At 38.5% G+C, this 19,047-nt stretch carries 16 protein-coding genes; 9 read left to right on the top strand and 7 right to left on the bottom strand.

Going from position 1 to position 19,047, the window contains the following annotated elements:
- Positions 1-66: 66 nt before the first annotated feature.
- Complete coding sequence (mtgA, locus tag KNQ97_RS11200; protein ID WP_000642933.1) at positions 67-744, bottom strand: monofunctional biosynthetic peptidoglycan transglycosylase; 678 nt, start codon at positions 742-744, stop codon at positions 67-69.
- A 76-nt stretch (positions 745-820) separates the two neighbouring features.
- Here mtgA and KNQ97_RS11195 point away from each other — a divergent pair, with 76 nt between their 5' ends.
- A complete protein-coding gene (locus KNQ97_RS11195; protein ID WP_253612229.1) occupies positions 821-1,630 on the top strand; it encodes a rhomboid family intramembrane serine protease in 810 nt (269 codons plus the stop codon).
- A 1-nt stretch (position 1,631) separates the two neighbouring features.
- Here the strand turns inward: KNQ97_RS11195 and KNQ97_RS11190 are convergent, their stop codons facing one another.
- Both KNQ97_RS11190 and KNQ97_RS11185 read right to left on the bottom strand, forming a co-directional pair.
- Positions 1,632-4,091 carry an ABC transporter permease gene (locus tag KNQ97_RS11190; protein WP_253612228.1) on the bottom strand — a complete coding sequence of 820 codons (2,460 nt, stop codon included), beginning with the start codon at positions 4,089-4,091 and terminating at the stop codon, positions 1,632-1,634.
- A 3-nt stretch (positions 4,092-4,094) separates the two neighbouring features.
- A complete protein-coding gene (locus KNQ97_RS11185; RefSeq protein ID WP_002069598.1) occupies positions 4,095-4,787 on the bottom strand; it encodes an ABC transporter ATP-binding protein in 693 nt (230 codons plus the stop codon).
- A gap of 44 nt (positions 4,788-4,831) precedes the next feature.
- Here KNQ97_RS11185 and KNQ97_RS11180 point away from each other — a divergent pair, with 44 nt between their 5' ends.
- Positions 4,832-5,455: an arylesterase gene (locus KNQ97_RS11180; RefSeq protein WP_253612227.1), complete on the top strand. Its 624-nt coding sequence runs from the start codon at positions 4,832-4,834 to the stop codon at positions 5,453-5,455.
- Between the two features lie 32 nt (positions 5,456-5,487).
- Here KNQ97_RS11180 and KNQ97_RS11175 read toward each other — a convergent pair whose 3' ends face one another.
- A complete protein-coding gene (locus KNQ97_RS11175) occupies positions 5,488-6,102 on the bottom strand; it encodes a carbonic anhydrase (RefSeq protein ID WP_001141695.1) in 615 nt (204 codons plus the stop codon).
- Positions 6,103-6,386: 284 nt separating this feature from the next.
- Here KNQ97_RS11175 and KNQ97_RS11170 point away from each other — a divergent pair, with 284 nt between their 5' ends.
- Entirely contained in the window at positions 6,387-7,412 is a 1,026-nt protein-coding gene (locus tag KNQ97_RS11170) for an alpha/beta fold hydrolase (protein ID WP_253612226.1), read from the top strand.
- A 26-nt stretch (positions 7,413-7,438) separates the two neighbouring features.
- Positions 7,439-8,446 (top strand): hypothetical protein, encoded by a 1,008-nt coding sequence (locus tag KNQ97_RS11165; protein WP_024438469.1) that lies wholly within the window; start codon positions 7,439-7,441, stop codon positions 8,444-8,446.
- Positions 8,447-8,468: 22 nt separating this feature from the next.
- Here the strand turns inward: KNQ97_RS11165 and KNQ97_RS11160 are convergent, their stop codons facing one another.
- Positions 8,469-10,733, bottom strand: a complete 2,265-nt coding sequence (locus tag KNQ97_RS11160) for a TonB-dependent siderophore receptor (protein WP_253612225.1) — start codon at positions 10,731-10,733, stop codon at positions 8,469-8,471.
- Positions 10,734-10,902: 169 nt separating this feature from the next.
- The gene (nfuA, locus tag KNQ97_RS11155) at positions 10,903-11,541 is read right to left on the bottom strand and encodes a Fe-S biogenesis protein NfuA (RefSeq protein WP_000102721.1); all 639 of its coding nucleotides are present in this window, start codon (positions 11,539-11,541) and stop codon (positions 10,903-10,905) included.
- Positions 11,542-11,698: 157 nt separating this feature from the next.
- On the opposite strand from nfuA, the gene KNQ97_RS11150 reads away from it, so the two are divergent.
- The 5 genes from KNQ97_RS11150 to KNQ97_RS11130 all read left to right on the top strand — a co-directional run bounded on the left by KNQ97_RS11150 (position 11,699) and on the right by KNQ97_RS11130 (position 17,527).
- Positions 11,699-12,316 carry a rhomboid family intramembrane serine protease gene (locus KNQ97_RS11150; protein ID WP_000902937.1) on the top strand — a complete coding sequence of 206 codons (618 nt, stop codon included), beginning with the start codon at positions 11,699-11,701 and terminating at the stop codon, positions 12,314-12,316.
- A 170-nt stretch (positions 12,317-12,486) separates the two neighbouring features.
- The gene (locus KNQ97_RS11145) at positions 12,487-14,163 is read left to right on the top strand and encodes an arylsulfatase (RefSeq protein WP_000875360.1); all 1,677 of its coding nucleotides are present in this window, start codon (positions 12,487-12,489) and stop codon (positions 14,161-14,163) included.
- Positions 14,160-15,167, top strand: coding sequence for a formylglycine-generating enzyme family protein (locus KNQ97_RS11140; RefSeq protein ID WP_253612224.1), 1,008 nt, complete (start codon positions 14,160-14,162; stop codon positions 15,165-15,167). The genes KNQ97_RS11145 and KNQ97_RS11140 overlap by 4 nt, the downstream gene beginning before the upstream one ends.
- Positions 15,168-15,276: 109 nt before the next feature.
- The gene (locus KNQ97_RS11135) at positions 15,277-15,441 is read left to right on the top strand and encodes a hypothetical protein (RefSeq protein WP_000854552.1); all 165 of its coding nucleotides are present in this window, start codon (positions 15,277-15,279) and stop codon (positions 15,439-15,441) included.
- A gap of 538 nt (positions 15,442-15,979) precedes the next feature.
- Positions 15,980-17,527 carry a hypothetical protein gene (locus KNQ97_RS11130; RefSeq protein WP_000098361.1) on the top strand — a complete coding sequence of 516 codons (1,548 nt, stop codon included), beginning with the start codon at positions 15,980-15,982 and terminating at the stop codon, positions 17,525-17,527.
- A 43-nt stretch (positions 17,528-17,570) separates the two neighbouring features.
- On the opposite strand, the gene KNQ97_RS11125 is transcribed toward KNQ97_RS11130, so the two are convergent.
- Positions 17,571-18,905 (bottom strand): D-serine ammonia-lyase, encoded by a 1,335-nt coding sequence (locus KNQ97_RS11125; protein ID WP_253612223.1) that lies wholly within the window; start codon positions 18,903-18,905, stop codon positions 17,571-17,573.
- Between the last annotated feature and the right edge of the window lie 142 nt (positions 18,906-19,047).

Here is a 19,047-nt window from a genome sequence, read left to right as displayed (position 1 = left end):
ATAGTATGCTGCAAAATTATGTCAATTTGATAAAAACTAAAAAAATAACACATCTTTAAGACAGTGTTATTCAGGAATTTGGGTGCTATTCATATAACGTAAAATAACGCGTTTTCGATATTGTAGTTTACGATCGTTGCGATGATCTTGATAATATTTCGGATCAGGCAATAACGCGGCTAAAAAAGCAGCTTGTTCGCGAGTTAAGCTTTTGGCACTTTTGCCATAATAATATTGGGCCGCTGCTTCAACGCCATACAAATTTTTGCCAAATTCAACAGAGTTCATATACACCTCAAGAATTCGACGTTTCGACCACATGCGCTCCATCATCCATGTCGCTACAGTTTCTTGGCCTTTACGAATAAATGAACGTTTATTATATAAGAACAAGTTTTTTGCAAGTTGTTGAGATACGGTAGAACCACCAGCAACAACCTCTCCTTGCTCATTGTTACGCTCTAGCGCAAAACGAATACCATCCCAGTCAAAACCATGATGATGAATAAATTTTGCGTCCTCCCCTGCTAAAATTGCATGTTTGAAATTGTCACTAATATCATCATAGTCAAGCCATTCATGGATGATCGGCTCAGATGGATCTGACCAATAATCAATTCGCATAAACATGGTGGTATCAACTTCATGCGTACGCCACCAAACCAAACTTGAGAAGATCCAAAGCTGAATAAGGAGAATTGCCCCAATAAAAATTAACAACACGCGAACAATAAAGGCTTTCATGTTCGTCCTGATCTCCTGTATTCAACTTTTTTCATGTTAAGCTGTAAAGCATGTTCATATATAACAAAAGCATAGCATGACTCAATATCAGCCTCCGCACATTAATCGTAAACTCAATGTACAAGCTTGGTGGCTGACCGCCCTACTGATCTCGATTAATGTAGGTTTGTTCATCTGGCAAATTATATCTGGAGTGGACATTAGTGACCCAGCTATAAAAGATGCACTTCACTGGGGTGCAGATTTTACACCACTTACTTTTTCCGGGCAGCCAGAACGTTTATTTACCAGCATGTTTTTTCACTTTGGTATTATTCACCTTATGCTCAACATGTGGGCTTTATATATTTTTGGTAATGTCGCTGAAGCATTATTTGGTCGCTTATATTTTATTGGTCTATATTTACTTGCAGGTTTATTTGGTAGTCTTTTGAGTAGTTATATCAATATTCAAAATGGACATGAATTACTACAACATTTTGATCAAAGCTTACTTCCTCATGTCAGTGCTGGTGCTTCGGGCGCTGTGATGGGATTAGGTGCAGCGTTAACCGTTCTTTCTTTATTTCCACCCTTGCCACATCAAGCTTATATACTTGATAAGAAATCATTATTAATGATTATGGTGATTAACCTTATTTTCGGTTTTGTCGCAACAGGTATTAATAATGCTGCACATGTCGGCGGTATGATTATAGGTGCCTTACTCGCGCTAATTTGGTATTTAAGCTATCACACTCCATTTAAAAGTCTCGTAAAATTTTTAGGTCTATTGGGAGGACTTTTCATGACTGTCGGCTTCTATGTTTACTGTAATCAGCTTAACTCACCATTACTTCCACTTTGGCATGAGGTTTTAATTCAGAATCCAGAAATACTGCCCTAACTTAAATCTGGTTCAACTCTCTTAAACTTTGTAGTGGTGGCAAATTACAAAGATAACCGAGTCTATATCGGCCAATCAGAGCGCAAAGCAACATCATAGCAAGTGGTAAAATCAACCATATTTCAATATGCCACTGTAAAGCCATATTCATTTTATAACTTGCAATAGCGCTAATTACCTCGGCAAAACAGCAGGCAACAATGCCTGCTAACAAACCTAAAAAACCAATTTCCAGACTGAGCATCTGCTTCATTTTATTTTTAGAGAGACCAAATGAACGCAACAAAGCCACTTCTCGACGGCGTTCATCCATTAATAGATTTAAACAAGCAATTAAAACAAGTATTCCAGAAAATCCAACTAACGCTGCAAGCACAGTCACGATTTTGACTAGAACATTCATTAAGCGCTTTACTTCATCTAAAATTCGATCAACATCAATAAAAACCGTATTGGAGAATTGCTGAATCATATGGATCATTTTAGGTTGATCTTGCTTAGGCACATAAAAACTACCCAAGTAACTACCAGCATTTTCATCTAAAGTTTTAGGCGAAAAAATAAAGAAAAAATTAGGACTAAAGCTTTCCCACTCAACGCTCCGAAAATTTATAACTTTAGCTTGCAAGGTACCTTCTGGCAGACTAAAAGTAAGCCTGTCACCAATCTGGATTCCTAAACTTTCTGCTGTTTTACTCTCAACTGAAACTTGGCCTACTGCATTAAATTCCGCTTGACCTTTTGTAATGACATTGTCATTTGGTAAAGCACTCGACTGAGTTAAATTTAATTCGCGGCGTAGAGCGTTATTTTGTTTTATAGCTTCTTCTGAAAAAGGAACATCATTCTTGGCAACTAATCGCCCACGAATGTTTGGATATAACGGTGTGCTTTGCCAACCATTTTGCTTTAACTGTTGCTCAAAAGCTTTTAAATCAAATGGTGGTAGGCCATAAACAAACTGGTTAGGTGTACCCTCTGGTAATTGCTGTTGCCAACGCTCTAATAAATCTGTTCTTAATACACTTAACACGGTAATGAGGCTTAAACCCAAAGCCAGTGCTGTAATTTGTAAGGCACTTTGCGATGCTGAACGAATATAAAAAGACAAACGGGTTTTCATCTTTTTTAAAGCACGAAGCAATAGCCAGACAGTGGTGTAAAGTAAAATGCAAAGCAGAATAATCGCTGTTAGCACCCAAATACTGAGCATTAAATTTTCACTTAAAACTAAGCTAAAAATAACAAGACTGGTAATACCAGCAAAGAACATAAAGAATAACGATTTTCGGGATTTTGCCTGTTCCCGAATAACACGGATGGGAGGAGTATTTAACAACTCCCAAATGCTTGGCAAAATGAATCCAAGTAGCACAATTACACTGGTAAAAATGGCAATTGGTAAGGGACCAAGTAAAAAACCAACCACAGAGAAACTTAACTCTAGTTGTGGAATCAGTTGTAGCATGAGCTCAAGCAAGCCATAGCCCATCATTATTCCTAAGAGACTACCGATTACAATCGAAATTGCACTGACTACACAAAGTAACCCGATATAGGCCCATAAAATTTGAAACTTACTCGCACCTAAACAACGTATTAAAGCAATGTGATCTTGGTTTTGCTGAACATATCTTTGACTCGTTAAAGCAATGGCGATACCACACAATAAAATCGTTAAAATATTGGCCAATTGCAAAAAGGTATCTAGATTTTCTAACGGACGTAATAATCTGCTATTTGATTCACTGGCATCGCGTAAACGTAACCCTATGGTTTCTTCCTGTTCATTTGCAGGTTGATGCTGTTGCTTAAATTGCCTTGAAAATGACTGAACCTGTTCAGGCTGACCAGACATTAACAGTCGATAATCGATTCTACTACCAGTTTGAATTGCATGAGTTTTAGCAATATCTGCTTGATGAATAATGACAGTAGGCGAAAAACCAGAAAAACCAAGTTCTTGATTTGAATCTCGCACAATCACGCCACTAAAGCGAAATGCCGCATCTGCAATAGATACCATATCGCCTAGTTTAACTTTAAGTAAATCGGCTGCCCTTTGACTCAACCATACTTCACCTGGTTGGATACCACGCGCTATAGGTTCAATCTCAAGCTTTCCTCTTAATGGGAATGCAGGTTCTATTGCTTTTACATTGACCATGACAAACTGATCTTGAGTATGTGCCATTGAACTAAACATGGTCACATTAGTCTGCTTTAAGCCAAGCTGATCTGCCCTTTTTTGCCATTTTGCGTCTATAGGTTCATTATTCGACAGAACCAAATCTGCTGCTAACATTTGCGCTGCTTGTAGACTTACCGCATTTTTAACTTGGTCATTACTAAACTTAAGAGCAGTGGTTGCACTGATCGCAAGTGAAAGCGCAATAATAAGTAAATATAAGCCTCCGGTACGAAAGCTTTGTAGCAAAAGTGGTTTGAGAAGATTACGCATAATTTAACCACCCTGTACCGTCTTTAGTCGGCCATCATCTAACTCGACATGTCGTTGGCAAAGTGCTGCCAAGTTACGATCATGTGTGACCAAAATAAGGGTGGTACCAAGCTCTCGATTTAAATCAAAAAGAAGGGTTTCAATTTCTTGGGCGGTTTGGCCATCAAGGTTTCCGGTGGGTTCATCGGCAAAAATAATTTGTGGCTCGGCAATGAGGGCCCGAGCAATCGCCACACGCTGTTGCTCGCCGCCAGATAAGACCTTAGGCGTTTGTTCAGCTTGACGGCTTAATCCTACCCGATGCAACCAATCTAAAGCTTTTTTCTCAGCAATTTTATAATCAAAGTCTTTACGTAACCGAAGCGGTAACATCACATTTTCAAGTGCACTTAACTGTGGCAAAAGCTGAAAAGACTGAAATACAAAACCAATATGCTGCATTCGAATTTGAGCGCGCTGCTCTTCTGTTAACTCATGAACCGCCTGACCACATAACCACACCTCACCTTCAGAGGGTTGGTCTAAAGTCGCTAAAATACCCAGTAAAGTTGATTTTCCTGAACCAGAACGTCCTGTAATTGCTACCTGCTCCCCTTCATAAATCTCTAAATCAATATTTTTTAAAATCGTAAATTGATTTTGGTTAATCTGAATAGTTTGTGTAACTTGATGGGCAGCAATGATAGGTTGTGGCATGATGTGAACAGTCCTATATATTGAGTATTCGGGTCGAAACACAAATGTATAAATCTTATTTGTTTGGTTCTAAAAGTCTCTTGCTCATCTCATTGAGCATGTTGCCCATGTTCGTCTCGGCAAAAACTATTTTAATTTTAGGAGATAGTATCAGTGCCGGTTATGGAATAGACCCTAAACAAGGTTGGGTACAATTACTACAAAAACGTTTAGACCAACAGTATCCCAAACAACATAAAGTGGTCAATGCAAGTGTGAGTGGGGAAACCACTAGCGGTGCTTTGGCACGATTACCAAAACTTTTACAAACTTATAAACCCGAGGTAGTTGTTATTGAATTAGGCGGGAATGATGGCTTACGTGGTCAACCACCACAAATGATTCAAAAAAATCTGTCTCAGCTCGTCCAATTAAGCCAGAAGCAAAAAGCCAAGGTTATTCTTTTTGGTATGAAGATTCTGCCCAATTATGGCACGGCTTATAGCAAAGCATTCGAAAATAACTACAAAACTGTAAGTCAAAAATATCAGGTGAAATTGCTACCCTTTTTTCTTGATGGCGTCGCTGGGCAAAAACAACTAATGCAAAATGACCTGATTCATCCAAATGCCCAAGCACAATCAAAATTACTGAATTTAGCTTACCCATACATAAAAGGTGCCCTATAGGCACCTTTTAGTTTTAAATATTTTTATTATGATCAGAAGTCAAAGAAAGTAACTTCACCAGTTTCTAGCGAATATTCAGCACCAACGACAATCAACTCACCTTTTGCAATTAGATTTTCTAATACAGCCGAACCATGACGTAATTGGTTTACCGAAGCAAAAACGTTTGAACGCACCGCATGACATGAGAGTTTTTTCAAGTCATTTTTTAAATCAGTCTGCATTAAAATCTCAACTGATGGACGAACACGGTTCACAATCGACATTAAGTTAGAAGATGGCGGGTGCTCGGGGTTCATCAAGGTATCAATTGTCGCTTGAATCGCGCCGCAATGACTGTGTCCTAATACAACTACAACCGGACAGTCATAACGTTCTGCCGCAAACTCAACACTACCAACTTGTGAAGGTGCAACAACATTACCAGCAACACGGATTACGAATAAGTCACCAAGACCTTGATCGAATACCATTTCTGCTGGTACACGAGAATCTGAACAGCCTAATACAATTGCAAATGGATTTTGATCCTTTGCCATTTCAGCGCGTTCATGATGTGATAAGGTTTTTGCAAGGGAAGTATTTCCATTTACAAATCGTTGATTACCTGCTTTCAAACGATCTAAAACTTCTTGCGCAGTAGGCATTTTATATTTCCATTGTTTTTTCAAGGTTAGAAATCATTTTAATGTGTCAAAATTTGAATGTCACTGACAAAAAATAAATCCTTTTTCAGGAAAATTTTTTAAAACTTTGATTAGTTTTATAAGGAAGATCACCGCACAATTACCTACTGTTTAGTGAAAAAATAGACATACTTTAGTTTATAGATTGACTATAATTTTCTTGATTCCAAACGTTTGGCAAATGACTCATTGGCAAAGTTTTTCAATAATTTTTCAAACTCGCTTAAGCATCAAGGATGAAATCTATGACAAGGCTGTCCGCCCCAATTAAAGCCTCTATGAAAAAAACTGCTACTGCACTGACTTTGGCTTGTAGCTTATTGTCAGTCATGAGCATTTCTCAAGCGCAGGCAGCCGATAATATTGATGTCAGCTTTCAAACAATATTACAGCAAGAACGTAACTGGGCAGGACTGCAAAGCAAAAGCCTAAAGGTGGGTGATATCACTTGGTCATATAGTGAAGGTGGCTCTAGCACAAAGCCAACTTTACTACTCATTCATGGCCTAGCGGGCAGTCGAGATAACTGGAACCGAGTTGCCCATTATCTCACGACAAATTATCACGTTATTATTCCTGACTTACCGGGCAGTGGCGAAACTATCGTCTCGCACGACTTTGATTATTCAGTTCCAAACTTAGCTGAAAAATTACGTCGCTTTGTTGAAGCCGCCAATTTAAAAGGCCCAATTCATATTGCTGGGCACTCACTCGGCGGATCTATTGCCCTACTCTATGCTGGACAATATCCATTTGAAACCAAAAGTCTATTTTTAGTCGATAGCGGTGGTATTTTCCGTTCTGCCAACACAATTTATCTAAAAGATCCAACCTATCTAAAACAACTTTTAGTCTCTAAAAAAGGTGATTTTAATTATTTATTAAAACAAACCATGTTTAATCCTCCGTTTATTCCGAAAGAGTTCCTGCAAGCTCAAGAAAAACTGATGATTAATCAAGCACCTCAAACCCAGAAACTGGTTGATCAATTGATCGCACTCAATAAAGTCTATACCCCAGATTCTTTTGCCGTACTTACTAAAACGATTGACGCCCCTACACTCATTTTATGGGGTAAACAGGATAAAATTATTAATGTAGAAGTAGCAAACGAGCTAAAACGGCTTTTAAAAAATGCCCAGCCTCCAGTTATCTTAGAAAACGTAGGTCATATGCCAATTTTGGAAGCTGAACAGTTGGTTATCCAACAATACGTACCATTTTTACTGAAAGTAGAAACAAACCAGTCGTCAAAAACGACAACACTTTAAATAAAACTTCCGACTTGTGAGACCTTATGTCTACCCAACCCATTATTGAAAAACTTATTGAAGCTCATCTAGATTTTTTAGATGAGCAGTTTGCTCAGGCTCAGGTGATCCAACAAGAGTTTGAGCAGTTTTATCATTGGTTGGGGAGTCGACAATTACAGCACCTTTGGACGTTTGAACAGGTTCAACAGCTCATTCAAAAGCAGATTTTAGACACACCCGCTTCGGATTTTCTTATTGAACAGATTGCTGAGCATATCCGCTTTGCACTGATTCATCCTGCAAATGACACAACAACTGTTGAAGATGTTATTCCTGTTTTAACCATTGATCGAATTGCACAATACGTTGCCAGTAAAGAAGAGCACCGTAAAAAACTCATTAAAACAATTGTGAATAACCCTGCCTTTTCAGCACTGTTGACTCAATTGATTCAGCAAACAATGCATGATTATTTAGATGAATCTATGTCAAAACGCGTACCCGGTGTAGGTCGTTTTATGAAGATGGGCAAATCTGTATTAGAAACAGTAACCGACTCTAATCTTGACAATACCATTAACCATTACTTGCAAAAGAATATTTTAAAACTCAGCCAGATGAGTGAGCGTGTTTTAAACCAACATTTTGACAATGATAAGCTCTACCATTTTCAGGCAAATGTTTGGCATAAAGTTAAAACCTCACCACTTTCTGTTTTAAAAAACTATATAGAAGTTCAAGATTTAACAAAAACCGTTGGCCTAGGACATGAAATCTGGGACCACATTCGTCAAACTGATTATCTAAAACAGCAAGTACATGATGGTATCTATACTTGGTATGTACGTAATCAGGAACGTAATTTTGATTTGTTGCTCCGTGATCTTAATATAGACGAAAATTTAGTGAAGCATGAACTCACCGAATTGCTTGTACCCGTACTTCAACAATTAGTCACAACAGGACATTTAAGACGTCGTGCCCGTGTGTACTTAGAGAAGTTTTATTATTCTGAAAAAGCATTAGAGATTTTAAATAATAAAGGCGCTTAAAGCGCCTTTATTATTTTATTGATTAAAAAGAATATTTTAAAGATGCGTAATAAGCTCGACCTGGCTCATTATAAGTTTGGCTAATAGAATTGCTGTCTCTTAAAATTTGTTTATCAAACAGATTACTCACACCAACACGCGTACTAATTTGGTCTGAAAACTTATAACCAACATTAATACCAGCGGTACTATAACTTTTTACCGTACTTGGCTTAAGCGCAGAATTCGCACCTCCTGAACCTATACCGGATTCAAGTCTATTCTCTGCAAATTGACGTGATTTTTGACGACCATATTGAGTAAATACAAAATTTACATCCAATTGATCAGTAATGTCATAATCAAAAATCGAGTTAATTGTATAGATTGGAACTAAAGATAATGGATTCCCAGTTTGCTTGTCTTTCGAGTCCATCATGTAGGTAAAGTTATTAGTCCAGCGAATATCACCGAAATCTAATCCCAAACTTCCTTCAAAACCTTGAATTAAGGCTTTAGGCGTATTTTCCCAACGCAGAATATTCCACTTCGTATTCGTCACAGCTCCTGTATTTGCATTCGTACTTGAACCATCAACTGTTCCGACAACATTTGTACCAGCCACAATTTTATCTTTATAGTCATTACGGAACCAAGTTAAGCTCGCATTCACGATATCTTTTTGGAACTGAATACCGAGCTCTTTGTTTACCGATGTTTCAGGTTTTAAATCACCATTACCTTGTAATAAACAACGCGACTCAATATTAGTAGGACAGCCATTGCCATTTGTACTTAATAAATACCCTTCGGCATTTTGATACATATTTGGTGCTTTATAAGCTTTTGCTACCCCACCTTTTAAAGTGAAATTATCATTGAGTTTTTGAGTAATATTTAAGCTTGGACTCCAATTAGAACCAGATTTACTATGGTCATCAAAACGTAAACCTAATACAACATCTGTGCTGTCTGTAACTTTCAGGTTATCTTCAATATATGCAGAAGCAATACGTGACTCCATTTTACTACGATCACCTTTCGCTAATTGATCGCCATAACCTGAACCACTGCTGTCTTTACCTTGAGTTGTCGAGACATTATCTTTAAATCTGTCTTCAACCCATTCGGTACCTACAGTTAATACTTGGGGTAAATAGTATTCAAAAGGAATATTAGCCTCGCCGTTAAAGCGAAGAGTTTCTAAACGCGAAGTGGCTTTATCATCAAGATTATTAATTTTTCCTTCTACACTTCCCGCCAAGCCTTCAGGTAGACGTTTGTTATGGGTCTTATCATATTGAGCAACTAACTTACTCTTACCCCAAGACCAATCACCTTCGTGCGTTAATGCATAGCTATCACGATACATGGAATTGGTTTCTTTACCAATGAGCTGCGAAAGAATCGCATCTGCTTCTGCGTTTGCATTTAACTGAGAGTCGCCAGAATAAATATTACCTTGTTTGCTAGAAGAAACATCGAACAAGACAGTTTGTTGGTCTGTTGCCTGCCAAGCTAAACGGCCTGAAATATCTTTATTTTTAACACCTTCACGGCCAGCTGCGGTACTACCAATTGATTTATTAATATCAACATCGTCAGCTTCTGTTTTATTATAATTACCATATAAACGATAAGATAAAACGTCCTTAATTAGTGGCCCACTTACGTTAAAACCAACACGATTTGATGAACCTTCTTTGGAGTCTTCAGGCTGTGAAGTATAAAACTCTACTGAACCATGAGTTTCATTAGTCACTTTTTTAGTAATGATGTTAACCACCCCACCTGCCGCACCAGAACCATATCGAGCAGCTGCTGGTCCGCGTAAAACTTCGATCGACTCGATGGCTTCTGCTGGTACCCAGTTTGAGTCGCCTCGTGTATCACGCTCTCCTTTCCAGCCATAACGGACTGAATTACGAGAGTTAATTGGTTTACCGTCCACTAAAATAAGCGTGTTTTCAGGGCCCATTCCGCGAATATCAATTTGTCTATTATTACCACGCTGCCCTGTAGCACTATTGCCTGTCAGGTTGACACCTGGCATACGACGTACATAGTCAGAAATATCATTACGAACTGGTAGTTTTTCTAAATCTTCTTTGGTAATAACCGATACACCGAGCGATTGCTTCACTTGCTCTTCAGCTGTTACGAAAATTGTTTCCAATTTCACAGGTTCAGCAGGCTTTTCTAATGTTTGTTCAGCTTGTTCTTGCTCATTTTGTGCAGCAAAAGCCATAGACATCATACTTGCCAGTACTGAAACAGAAAGCACTGACTGGATAATACGCTTCGACATAAGTATTCCCAATATATTGATTTATTAAACATCTCTCATTTTCAGTTTCGCATTGTAACAAAGATAAATAAAATTACAAATGATATTGATAATAATTATCATTATTTATATTGAATAATAAAAAAACCTCATTCCGAGGCTTTTTTATTTCACTTTTCAAATAATTTAATTATTTGAAATAAGCGCCTTCTGCTTGTGTATGGTCTGTTTGGTCAACCACACGTTGTAGTTCAGGAATGTGTTCTTTCAAGGTTGTTTCAACACCTTGTTTTAAAGTCACATCAATTGCTGAGCAACCTTGGCAACCGCCACCAAATTTCAATACAGCAGTAAGACCATGTTCAGGGTCATCTTGCACTTCAACTAAGCTACAGTTACCACCGTGTCCTGCAAGACCCGGGTTAATTTCCGCTTGAAGTACATAGGTAATACGCTCTTCAATTGATGCATCTGGCCCTACGCGCGGCACTTTAGAGTTTGGTGCACGGAAAGTTAACTGACCACCAAAACGATCTTTGTTGTAGTCAATAACAGCGTCTAAAAGATAAGGGATAGACGGCGCATCAATATATGCAGGGAAATCAGGATAGTCCTGTTTATAATCCGTCGGCACCACTTCTTCTGGTGCACTATATGCCATACAGCACTCTGCACGTGGTGTACCCGGATGTTCAACAAAAATTCGAACGCCAATTCCCGGAGTATTTTGCTTCGCCAATAATTCGTGCAAATACTCTTGTGCAGATGGTGTAATCAAAAGGTTCGGAATTTCTTCTGCAACAGCAGTGTTGGTGTTCTCAGTCGACATAACAATATTCCTCAAGCTGATGCCTTTATATTAACCGAAGATGAGGTAGATTTAAAAAAAATCAACTAAATTTGTCGGATTTATACACAACAGGGTTTCAAGTTGTGTTTTTAATGGCATTATTGCCATCAGTATTGATCATTTTTAAATATTTCTTATGTTGCATTTGCCGTTTAATCACACCATTACTCTTATTATTATTACGGTCATTGTGTCTTTACTTGCTTTTAGCAATCAAAATGTCATGAACCGTCTGATCTTCTGGCCGCCTGCAATGCAACGTGGACAATTTGATCGATTCATTACTCATGGTTTTATTCATGCAGATGGTACTCATTTGCTCTTTAATATGATTACCCTGTTTTTCTTTGGTAGCATCATCGAAAGTTTTTATCGCCAATATTTTTATGACATGGGTTTTGTGCTGTTCTATTTAGGCGGATTAATTTTTGCGATCTTGCCAAGCTACCTACAACATAAAAATGATGCAAACTGGGCAAGTCTAGGTGCTTCAGGAGCCGTATCTGCTGTTCTGTTTGCCTATATTCTATTTCAGCCGTGGAAGCTGATTTTTGTATTTTTCATCCCTGTGCCAGCTATTATTTTTGCAATTCTCTATGTTGCTTATAGCATTTGGGCAGGTAAACGTGGCAATACGCATATTAATCATAGTGCCCATTTATGGGGTGCGGCTTACGGCGTAATTGTAACGATTTTGATTGAGCCAAGAGTGATTCCTCATTTCTTAGATCAACTTACTCGCCTACCTTTTTAAATCCATATTTTTGAGAAAAGCCCAATATGGGCTTTTCTTTTTTTTTCATTTATTTATCAAGATAAATTCTCAGACATTTTTCTGATTTTCTTTGATCAATTCCTTGTTTTGATTGCAAAAACCATCTGATTAAACTCAAGCACAATTCTTTTAATAATTCAGATGATACAATGAAGTACAAAGCTCTTTTATCTAGTCTTTCTATTGCTTTATTTAGCTTATCTTTAGCTGGATGTAACGATAATGATTCACAAGAAACTGCGGTAAGTACACCAAAGCAGCCGAATATTTTATTCATTATGGCCGATGACTTAGGCTATTCAGATTTAGGAGCTTTTGGTGGTGAAATTCATACCCCAAACATTGATAGTTTAGCGCAAGAAGGTCGAATTTTAACTGACTATCACACTGCACCTACATGCTCGCCTACTCGTTCACAACTCATTTCTGGTACTGATCATCACTTGGCAGGCATAGGTGCTATGGCAGAGCTTACCCCTGATCATTTAAAAGGACAGCCTGGCTACGAAGGCTATTTAAATGAACGCTCACTATCGATTGCTCAGGTGCTCAAAGATAATGGTTATCGAACTTATATTAGCGGTAAATGGCATTTGGGATTAACACCTGAAACCAATGCACATGCCAAAGGTTTTGATCATTCATTTACCTTATTACAAGGTCTAGACCATCACTTTAAACAAGCCCCAAGTGCCTTTAAACGGAACTCGACGTATACCGAAGATGGACAAATTATTCCTGTTTCAGCATTGCCTGATGACTTCTTCTCGACAAACTATTTTACCGACAAATTGCTGAGCTACTTAGAGTCAGGCAAAAATAGTGGCAAACCATTTTTTGCCTATGCAGCCTATACAGCACCCCACTGGCCTATACAAGCGCCAGCAGAATACCGTGAAAAATATCGTGGCGTTTATGACGTTGGTTACGATGCTATCCGTAACGCCCGTATTGCACGCCAAAAACAGCTTGGAATTATTCCAGTAAATTTTGAGGCTGCCGAACCAATTGCAACTCAAAATGCACCACAAAAATATGGCAAATGGAATGAGTTAACAGCTGAACAAAAAGCGCTTGAAGCACGCAAAATGGAAATCTACGCAGGCATGGTAGAAAATCTTGATGCCAATGTAGGCCGAATTATTCAATATCTCAAACAAAATAACCTTTATGACAACACTTTAATTTTCTTTGTTTCTGACAATGGCGCAGAAGGTTTTGTTCGCGGAAGCTATGGCAGTGAATCAGGTTTTGATAATTCTGTAGCAAATGTAGGTACCCCTACTTCTTACCATTATATTGGACCACGTTGGGCCGAGGTCAGTGCAGCACCTTTCCACTTATGGAAAGATACAGCTGGTGAAGGTGCAACTACCGCTCCTGCTATTGTGAAATTACCAAACCAAAAGAAAGCTGAAGAAACCAATCATAGCTTTGCATCGGTACTCGACGTTTTCCCAACGTTATTAGATTATGCTCATATTCCAGTACCTCAAGGGCAATATAAAGGCCGAACCATTAATACGCCAAGCGGTTATTCTTGGAAGTCTGTACTTGAAAATAAATCACAAACGATACGCCCTGCCAATTTCAGTTTTGCCGATGAATTGCATGGTAGTAAATATGCAAAACAAGGCGAATGGAAAATTGCACTTCAAGGTCGCCCTGAATTAGGAACAGGTTCTTGGGAGCTCTATAACATTGCCACTGATCGTGGAGAAAATCATAATGTTGCGCAGCTTTACCCTGCAAAAGTTCAAGAGCTATTAGCGGTTTATCAAAAATACACTGAACAAAATGGCGTACAGGAATATAACGCCAAATGAAATTGAAATTGGTTTTAAGTACTACAATCGGCCTGTTGTTCATCACAGGTTGTAGCAAGTCTGAACATAACGCTGACGCTAAAACGGTTTTACCAAAGCATGCCATTCAATCGGCTGCTTTGGGTTCCATCGAACAGTGTAAGAGCTATACAGGACTTCCTACAGACTGGCTTAAAAATACAACCGCAGGCATGGTATTCATTCCAGATGGGCATTTTAATTTTGGTTCTGAAAAAGCTTATCCAGATGAACTTAACTTTGGAAAAAAACAACGGGAAGTTAAAGGTTTCTGGATTGATCAAACTGAAGTCACTGTTGCTCAGTTCGCGAGTTTTGTGAAGGCAACTGGTTATATCACCGATGCTGAAAAACAAAAACAAGCTGCTGTTTTTTCTCCAGGCCCACATCATCCTCAGCAATGGTGGCAACTTAAGACAGGATATACATGGAAAACACCAAACGGTAAAAATGGTGCTCTTCCTAATCCTCATGAACCTGTACGCTACGTAACTAAAAATGATGCTGAACATTATGCAGTTTGGCTAGGACGTGATTTACCCACAGAACTTGAATGGGAATATGCCGCTAAAGCAAACTCACCAACTGATACTCCTTTACATCAAGCACCTACCGATGAGCACCAGCATCCACAAGCGAATTACTGGCAAGGTGCATTTCCTTTTGAAAATCTGAACCAAGATCATTTTACTGGTATTGCGCCTGTCGGATGTTTTAAACCTAACGGTTTTAAACTATTCGATATGATTGGAAATGTTTGGGAGTGGACATCTTCTCCTTATCAAGGTGCGCACGACCAGCACATGGGTAATTATTCTGCTTTAAGACAACAAGAAATGAGCAGTACTCAATATGTGATTAAAGGTGGATCGTTTTTATGTGCTGAAAATTACTGTTCACGTTATCGTAATAGTAGTCGCTATCCCCAAGATTTTGATTTAGCTGCCACCCATGTGGGTTTTAGAACGATTTTACGCTCTCCTTAATTTCTTCTTAATTTAGCTGCTAAAAGATATTTTTTAACCAAAAACCGATCGAAATACAATCAAAACATTTCTATAGTAAAAGGGAGAATGATAAAAAAGCGAGAACAACATGAAAACATTACTTCTTTGTGCCGCAGCAATTTTCACAATGTCATTATCAGCCTGTGCAGTACATACACCTGAGGGTAGTATTGTGATTGATCCTGACTCTCCGTATTACGGACACCCAGGAGGTTTTTGCCCACCTGGACAGGCGAAAAAAGGACGTTGTTAGAAGTACTCTTTTAAAGTCATTAGATAGAGACTTCTATTAAATGATGAACTGAATACCGAAATGGAGGGTTCCAGCCCAAAATTAGATGGGATGAAACTAGAAAATTATGGTGTAAAAAATCACCATATCCCCAAGATTTTTAAAAGACAATCTTACGTTGTCTTCTATCTAGTTTCACCCCAATTCTTTCTTATTTCGTTTGACTTTTCTGATCATTTAATAAAAAAAGTCTAGTTTTTTACTCATCGTTGTATCTTTTTATTGATACATTTTGATCATTTTACCTTCAGGTCAAACCTGATGAATTCGCTCTATACAAAATAACTATTTATGTAACGTAAGTCTATAAAAATGTTCTAAAAATGTGAAAAAAAATGAAGGTAAAATGCGATGTAATTATCATAAAAAATGACTCATCTTATATTCATCACAAAAATATTGAATTTTATTTTGGCAGTTATTGCCACACGTTTCTTTTCATTGGCATAGATAATGTATACACCTGTATATTAACCTTATCGTACAAGCGAGATATTTTATGTCCAGCCAGAGTCCAGCCGAAGGTCTACAATTTCCGATTCACGCCTCGATAAAAAAGCAAAGCACGTCTCTTACAGGCCAAGAGATTTTGTCAGAAGCTTTATCTATTGTAGATAATAAAACTGCTCAACAGATTTTGGCTGAAAAAAATTGGCGAAAAAATTATCCTATTTACTTTAAGGCACTTGTTAAGCACGGAATTACTAACAGCAATAATCCAATTACCATTGCAAAACAGGGATTGCATAAGGCTCATCATCTTTTTGATTATTACCGCGATGGTAAACACTATCTTTTAAAAGATGCTCTACACATCCCCACTTCTACACCTTTAAATACAGTAAGATTTAAAGGCGAAAGTGAAGCTGCACCAGAATGGTATGTTCCATATAAAGGCCAAAAACTGAGCGGGCAAAGCTTACTTGACCAAATTCAAAAATGGGAAAATGCAGGTATTATTGAACCAAGCCATGCTAAGGCTTTACGTGAAGCTGCTGCTCATCCTGAATGGTTTGATTTATCTGACCGTACGATGGTGTTATTTGGTGCAGCCTCAGAAGCAGGACCATTACCCTGGCTAGCAAAATGGAAAGCGAATATTGTTGCAATAGATTTACCAAACCCACGAGTTTGGGGGAAAATTCTAAATACAATCCAGCAAGGAAACGCAACGCTTATTGCACCAAGTATTGAAAAAATTGACTCGTCGGCAAAAGCTTCAGCATTGAGAGATAAATTGGGTGCCAATTTATTAACGCAAATACCAGAAATTGCCCAGTGGTTAGTTCAATTTCCTCAAAAATTAGACTTGGCTGCTATTGCTTATTTAGACGGCGAAAAACATGTCCGTGTTTCTATGGCAATGGACAGTATTATGCAATATGTGAGTGAACATAAACCTGATACAAGCTTAATGTTTATGTGTACGCCAACCGATGTTTATGCAGTACCTAAAGAAGTTGCAGAAGCTGCTCAAGAGAAATTTAAATCTCGTTCACAACTACAAAAAATGGCTGTGAAAGGTGTTTCTACACTCTCACTCAAACGTTTTTTCCAAGCACCTTATCAAGATTTGATTACTAGCGAAAATGGCAAAACTTATGGTATTGCAGACTGTTTGGTAGTTGAACAAGGACCAAACTATGCTTTGGCAAAACGTATTCAACAATGGCGTGCAACACTTGCCCGTCATCAAGGTCAACGTGTAAGTATTAATATTGCACCATCTACCACAACTCATTCGGTCACAAAGAATCCGCTCCTTAAAGCTGCTTTTAATGGCGCAGAACTTTTTGATGTAGAGGCATTTAGTCCAGAAACCACGAATGCCATTATGGCAGCGTTATGGATTCATGACTTAAGAAATGATTCTTCTGTTGCAAACCCTGAAACCGTACTCGACCACCCTCTAGAGTTGATGATGGAGGGGGCTAACCATGGCGGTTTATGGCGTGTGGCTTATTTGGCACGTACAGCTCTTCCTTTTGCTGCCATCTATGGCTTTGCAGCCGAGAAACTTCCATTTAGGAAATTTTCTAAAAAATAATGAACTTGAAAGCCCAATTTTAGAATTGGGCTTTTTTGTGCAATTAATTGCGTTGGCTATGCGTTAAATACTTCTGCATTTCATCAGGTGGAACCATTCCTCCTCCTGTCGCCCATACCACATGTGTCGCATGTTGTAACTTTTCAGCTGACAATTGATGCAAAGCCAAATAATCAGGAGTAGTTTGCACATAATATGACCCCATCATGCCTGCCGCTGCCGAGGGCTCAACTTGAATATTTTCAGTTTGATTTAAAAGCGCAATGAGTTCATATAAACATTCATCATGAATGGTGTAGTAACCGTCAATTAACTGCTGCATAGCACGTCCGACAAAACCAGAAGCACGGCCAACAGCTAACCCATCTGCCGCAGTGATGTTATCTAAACCAATGTCATTTACTGAAATCTGATCATGCAGGCCTGTATAAACACCAAGTAACATACACGGAGAATGGGTAGGCTCTGCAAATATACAATGTACATGCTCACCAAAAGCAAGTTTTAACCCAAAGCTCACCCCACCAGGACCGCCCCCTACTCCGCATGGCAAATATACAAATAAGGGATGATCTGCATCGACTTTAATTTGCTTTTGTTCAAACTGTTGTTTTAAACGCAAACCTGCAACTGCATAACCTAAAAATAAAGTAGTCGAATTCTCATCATCAATAAAAAAACAAAATGGGTCCTGTTCGGCTGCCTTACGTCCTTCTTCTACAGCAACTCCGTAATCACTGGCATATTCCACCACATTTACACCAAGTGAACGTAGCTTATCTTTCTTCCATTGCCTTGCATCGGCAGACATGTGTACCGACACTCTAAACCCAAGCTTCGCGCTCATAATACCGATTGATAAACCAAGGTTACCGGTAGAACCTACTGCAATTTGATATTTGGAAAAAAATGTTCGAAATGAGTCTTGGTCTAATTTACTGTAATCATCTTCTAGCTTGAGAAGCTCTGCCTCAATGGCTAATTTTTCAGCATGAGCCAATACTTCATAAATACCGCCACGTGCCTTGATTGAACCCGAAATAGGTAAATGGCTATCTTTTTTCAGCCAAAGTTTCCCTGTAAGTGTCTTATGCTTTTGTAGCGATAGACCTTGTTGCATCTCCGTAATTTCTACTAGCGCTGATTCAATTTTTCCATGCTGGGCTTGAGTTTCAGGGAAGACTTTTGCCAAATAAGGTGCGAAACGCGCTAGCCTTGCTTCTGCTTCTTTTACATCCTGTTCTGTAAGACCCACTTTCGCTAGTGCTTCGTTTAAAGGATAACGGTGAGGATTAAACCAAAATGTTTCTTGATAGTCTTGTAATGTTTGAATGAGTGGAAATTGTTGTTTTAATTGGTCGAGTTGAACCGTTTTCATCTTATATCCTTTCATAAAAATTTTAAGCTAAACCGTTTACTACAGGCGTTCGAGATAGCCATTAACTTGTTAGTGAATTTACCCTAAAAAAAGATTTTTTTTGAAATATAGCAATAAAAAAAGCCACTCATACTAGTGGCTT

This window comes from Acinetobacter sp. UC24323 (assembly GCF_024151445.1).
In the GTDB taxonomy this organism is placed as follows: Bacteria; Pseudomonadota; Gammaproteobacteria; order Pseudomonadales; family Moraxellaceae; genus Acinetobacter; species Acinetobacter baumannii.
This window is presented reverse-complemented; position numbering and strand designations above follow the sequence as displayed.

Excerpts from the sequence above, each read along its gene's own strand:
- KNQ97_RS11190 (WP_253612228.1), bottom strand. The coding sequence starts at position 4,091 with ATGCGTAATCTTCTCAAACCACTTTTGCTACAAAGCTTTCGTACCGGA.
- KNQ97_RS11140 (WP_253612224.1), top strand. The coding sequence starts at position 14,160 with ATGAAATTGAAATTGGTTTTAAGTACTACAATCGGCCTGTTGTTCATC.
- KNQ97_RS11175 (WP_001141695.1), bottom strand. The coding sequence starts at position 6,102 with ATGCCTACTGCGCAAGAAGTTTTAGATCGTTTGAAAGCAGGTAATCAA.
- KNQ97_RS11185 (WP_002069598.1), bottom strand. The coding sequence starts at position 4,787 with ATGCCACAACCTATCATTGCTGCCCATCAAGTTACACAAACTATTCAG.
- KNQ97_RS11135 (WP_000854552.1), top strand. The coding sequence starts at position 15,277 with ATGAAAACATTACTTCTTTGTGCCGCAGCAATTTTCACAATGTCATTA.
- KNQ97_RS11180 (WP_253612227.1), top strand. The coding sequence starts at position 4,832 with ATGTATAAATCTTATTTGTTTGGTTCTAAAAGTCTCTTGCTCATCTCA.
- KNQ97_RS11165 (WP_024438469.1), top strand. The coding sequence starts at position 7,439 with ATGTCTACCCAACCCATTATTGAAAAACTTATTGAAGCTCATCTAGAT.
- KNQ97_RS11195 (WP_253612229.1), top strand. The coding sequence starts at position 821 with ATGACTCAATATCAGCCTCCGCACATTAATCGTAAACTCAATGTACAA.
- KNQ97_RS11160 (WP_253612225.1), bottom strand. The coding sequence starts at position 10,733 with ATGTCGAAGCGTATTATCCAGTCAGTGCTTTCTGTTTCAGTACTGGCA.
- KNQ97_RS11125 (WP_253612223.1), bottom strand. The coding sequence starts at position 18,905 with ATGAAAACGGTTCAACTCGACCAATTAAAACAACAATTTCCACTCATT.
- KNQ97_RS11170 (WP_253612226.1), top strand. The coding sequence starts at position 6,387 with ATGACAAGGCTGTCCGCCCCAATTAAAGCCTCTATGAAAAAAACTGCT.
- KNQ97_RS11145 (WP_000875360.1), top strand. The coding sequence starts at position 12,487 with ATGAAGTACAAAGCTCTTTTATCTAGTCTTTCTATTGCTTTATTTAGC.
- KNQ97_RS11150 (WP_000902937.1), top strand. The coding sequence starts at position 11,699 with ATGTTGCATTTGCCGTTTAATCACACCATTACTCTTATTATTATTACG.
- mtgA (WP_000642933.1), bottom strand. The coding sequence starts at position 744 with ATGAAAGCCTTTATTGTTCGCGTGTTGTTAATTTTTATTGGGGCAATT.
- nfuA (WP_000102721.1), bottom strand. The coding sequence starts at position 11,541 with ATGTCGACTGAGAACACCAACACTGCTGTTGCAGAAGAAATTCCGAAC.
- KNQ97_RS11130 (WP_000098361.1), top strand. The coding sequence starts at position 15,980 with ATGTCCAGCCAGAGTCCAGCCGAAGGTCTACAATTTCCGATTCACGCC.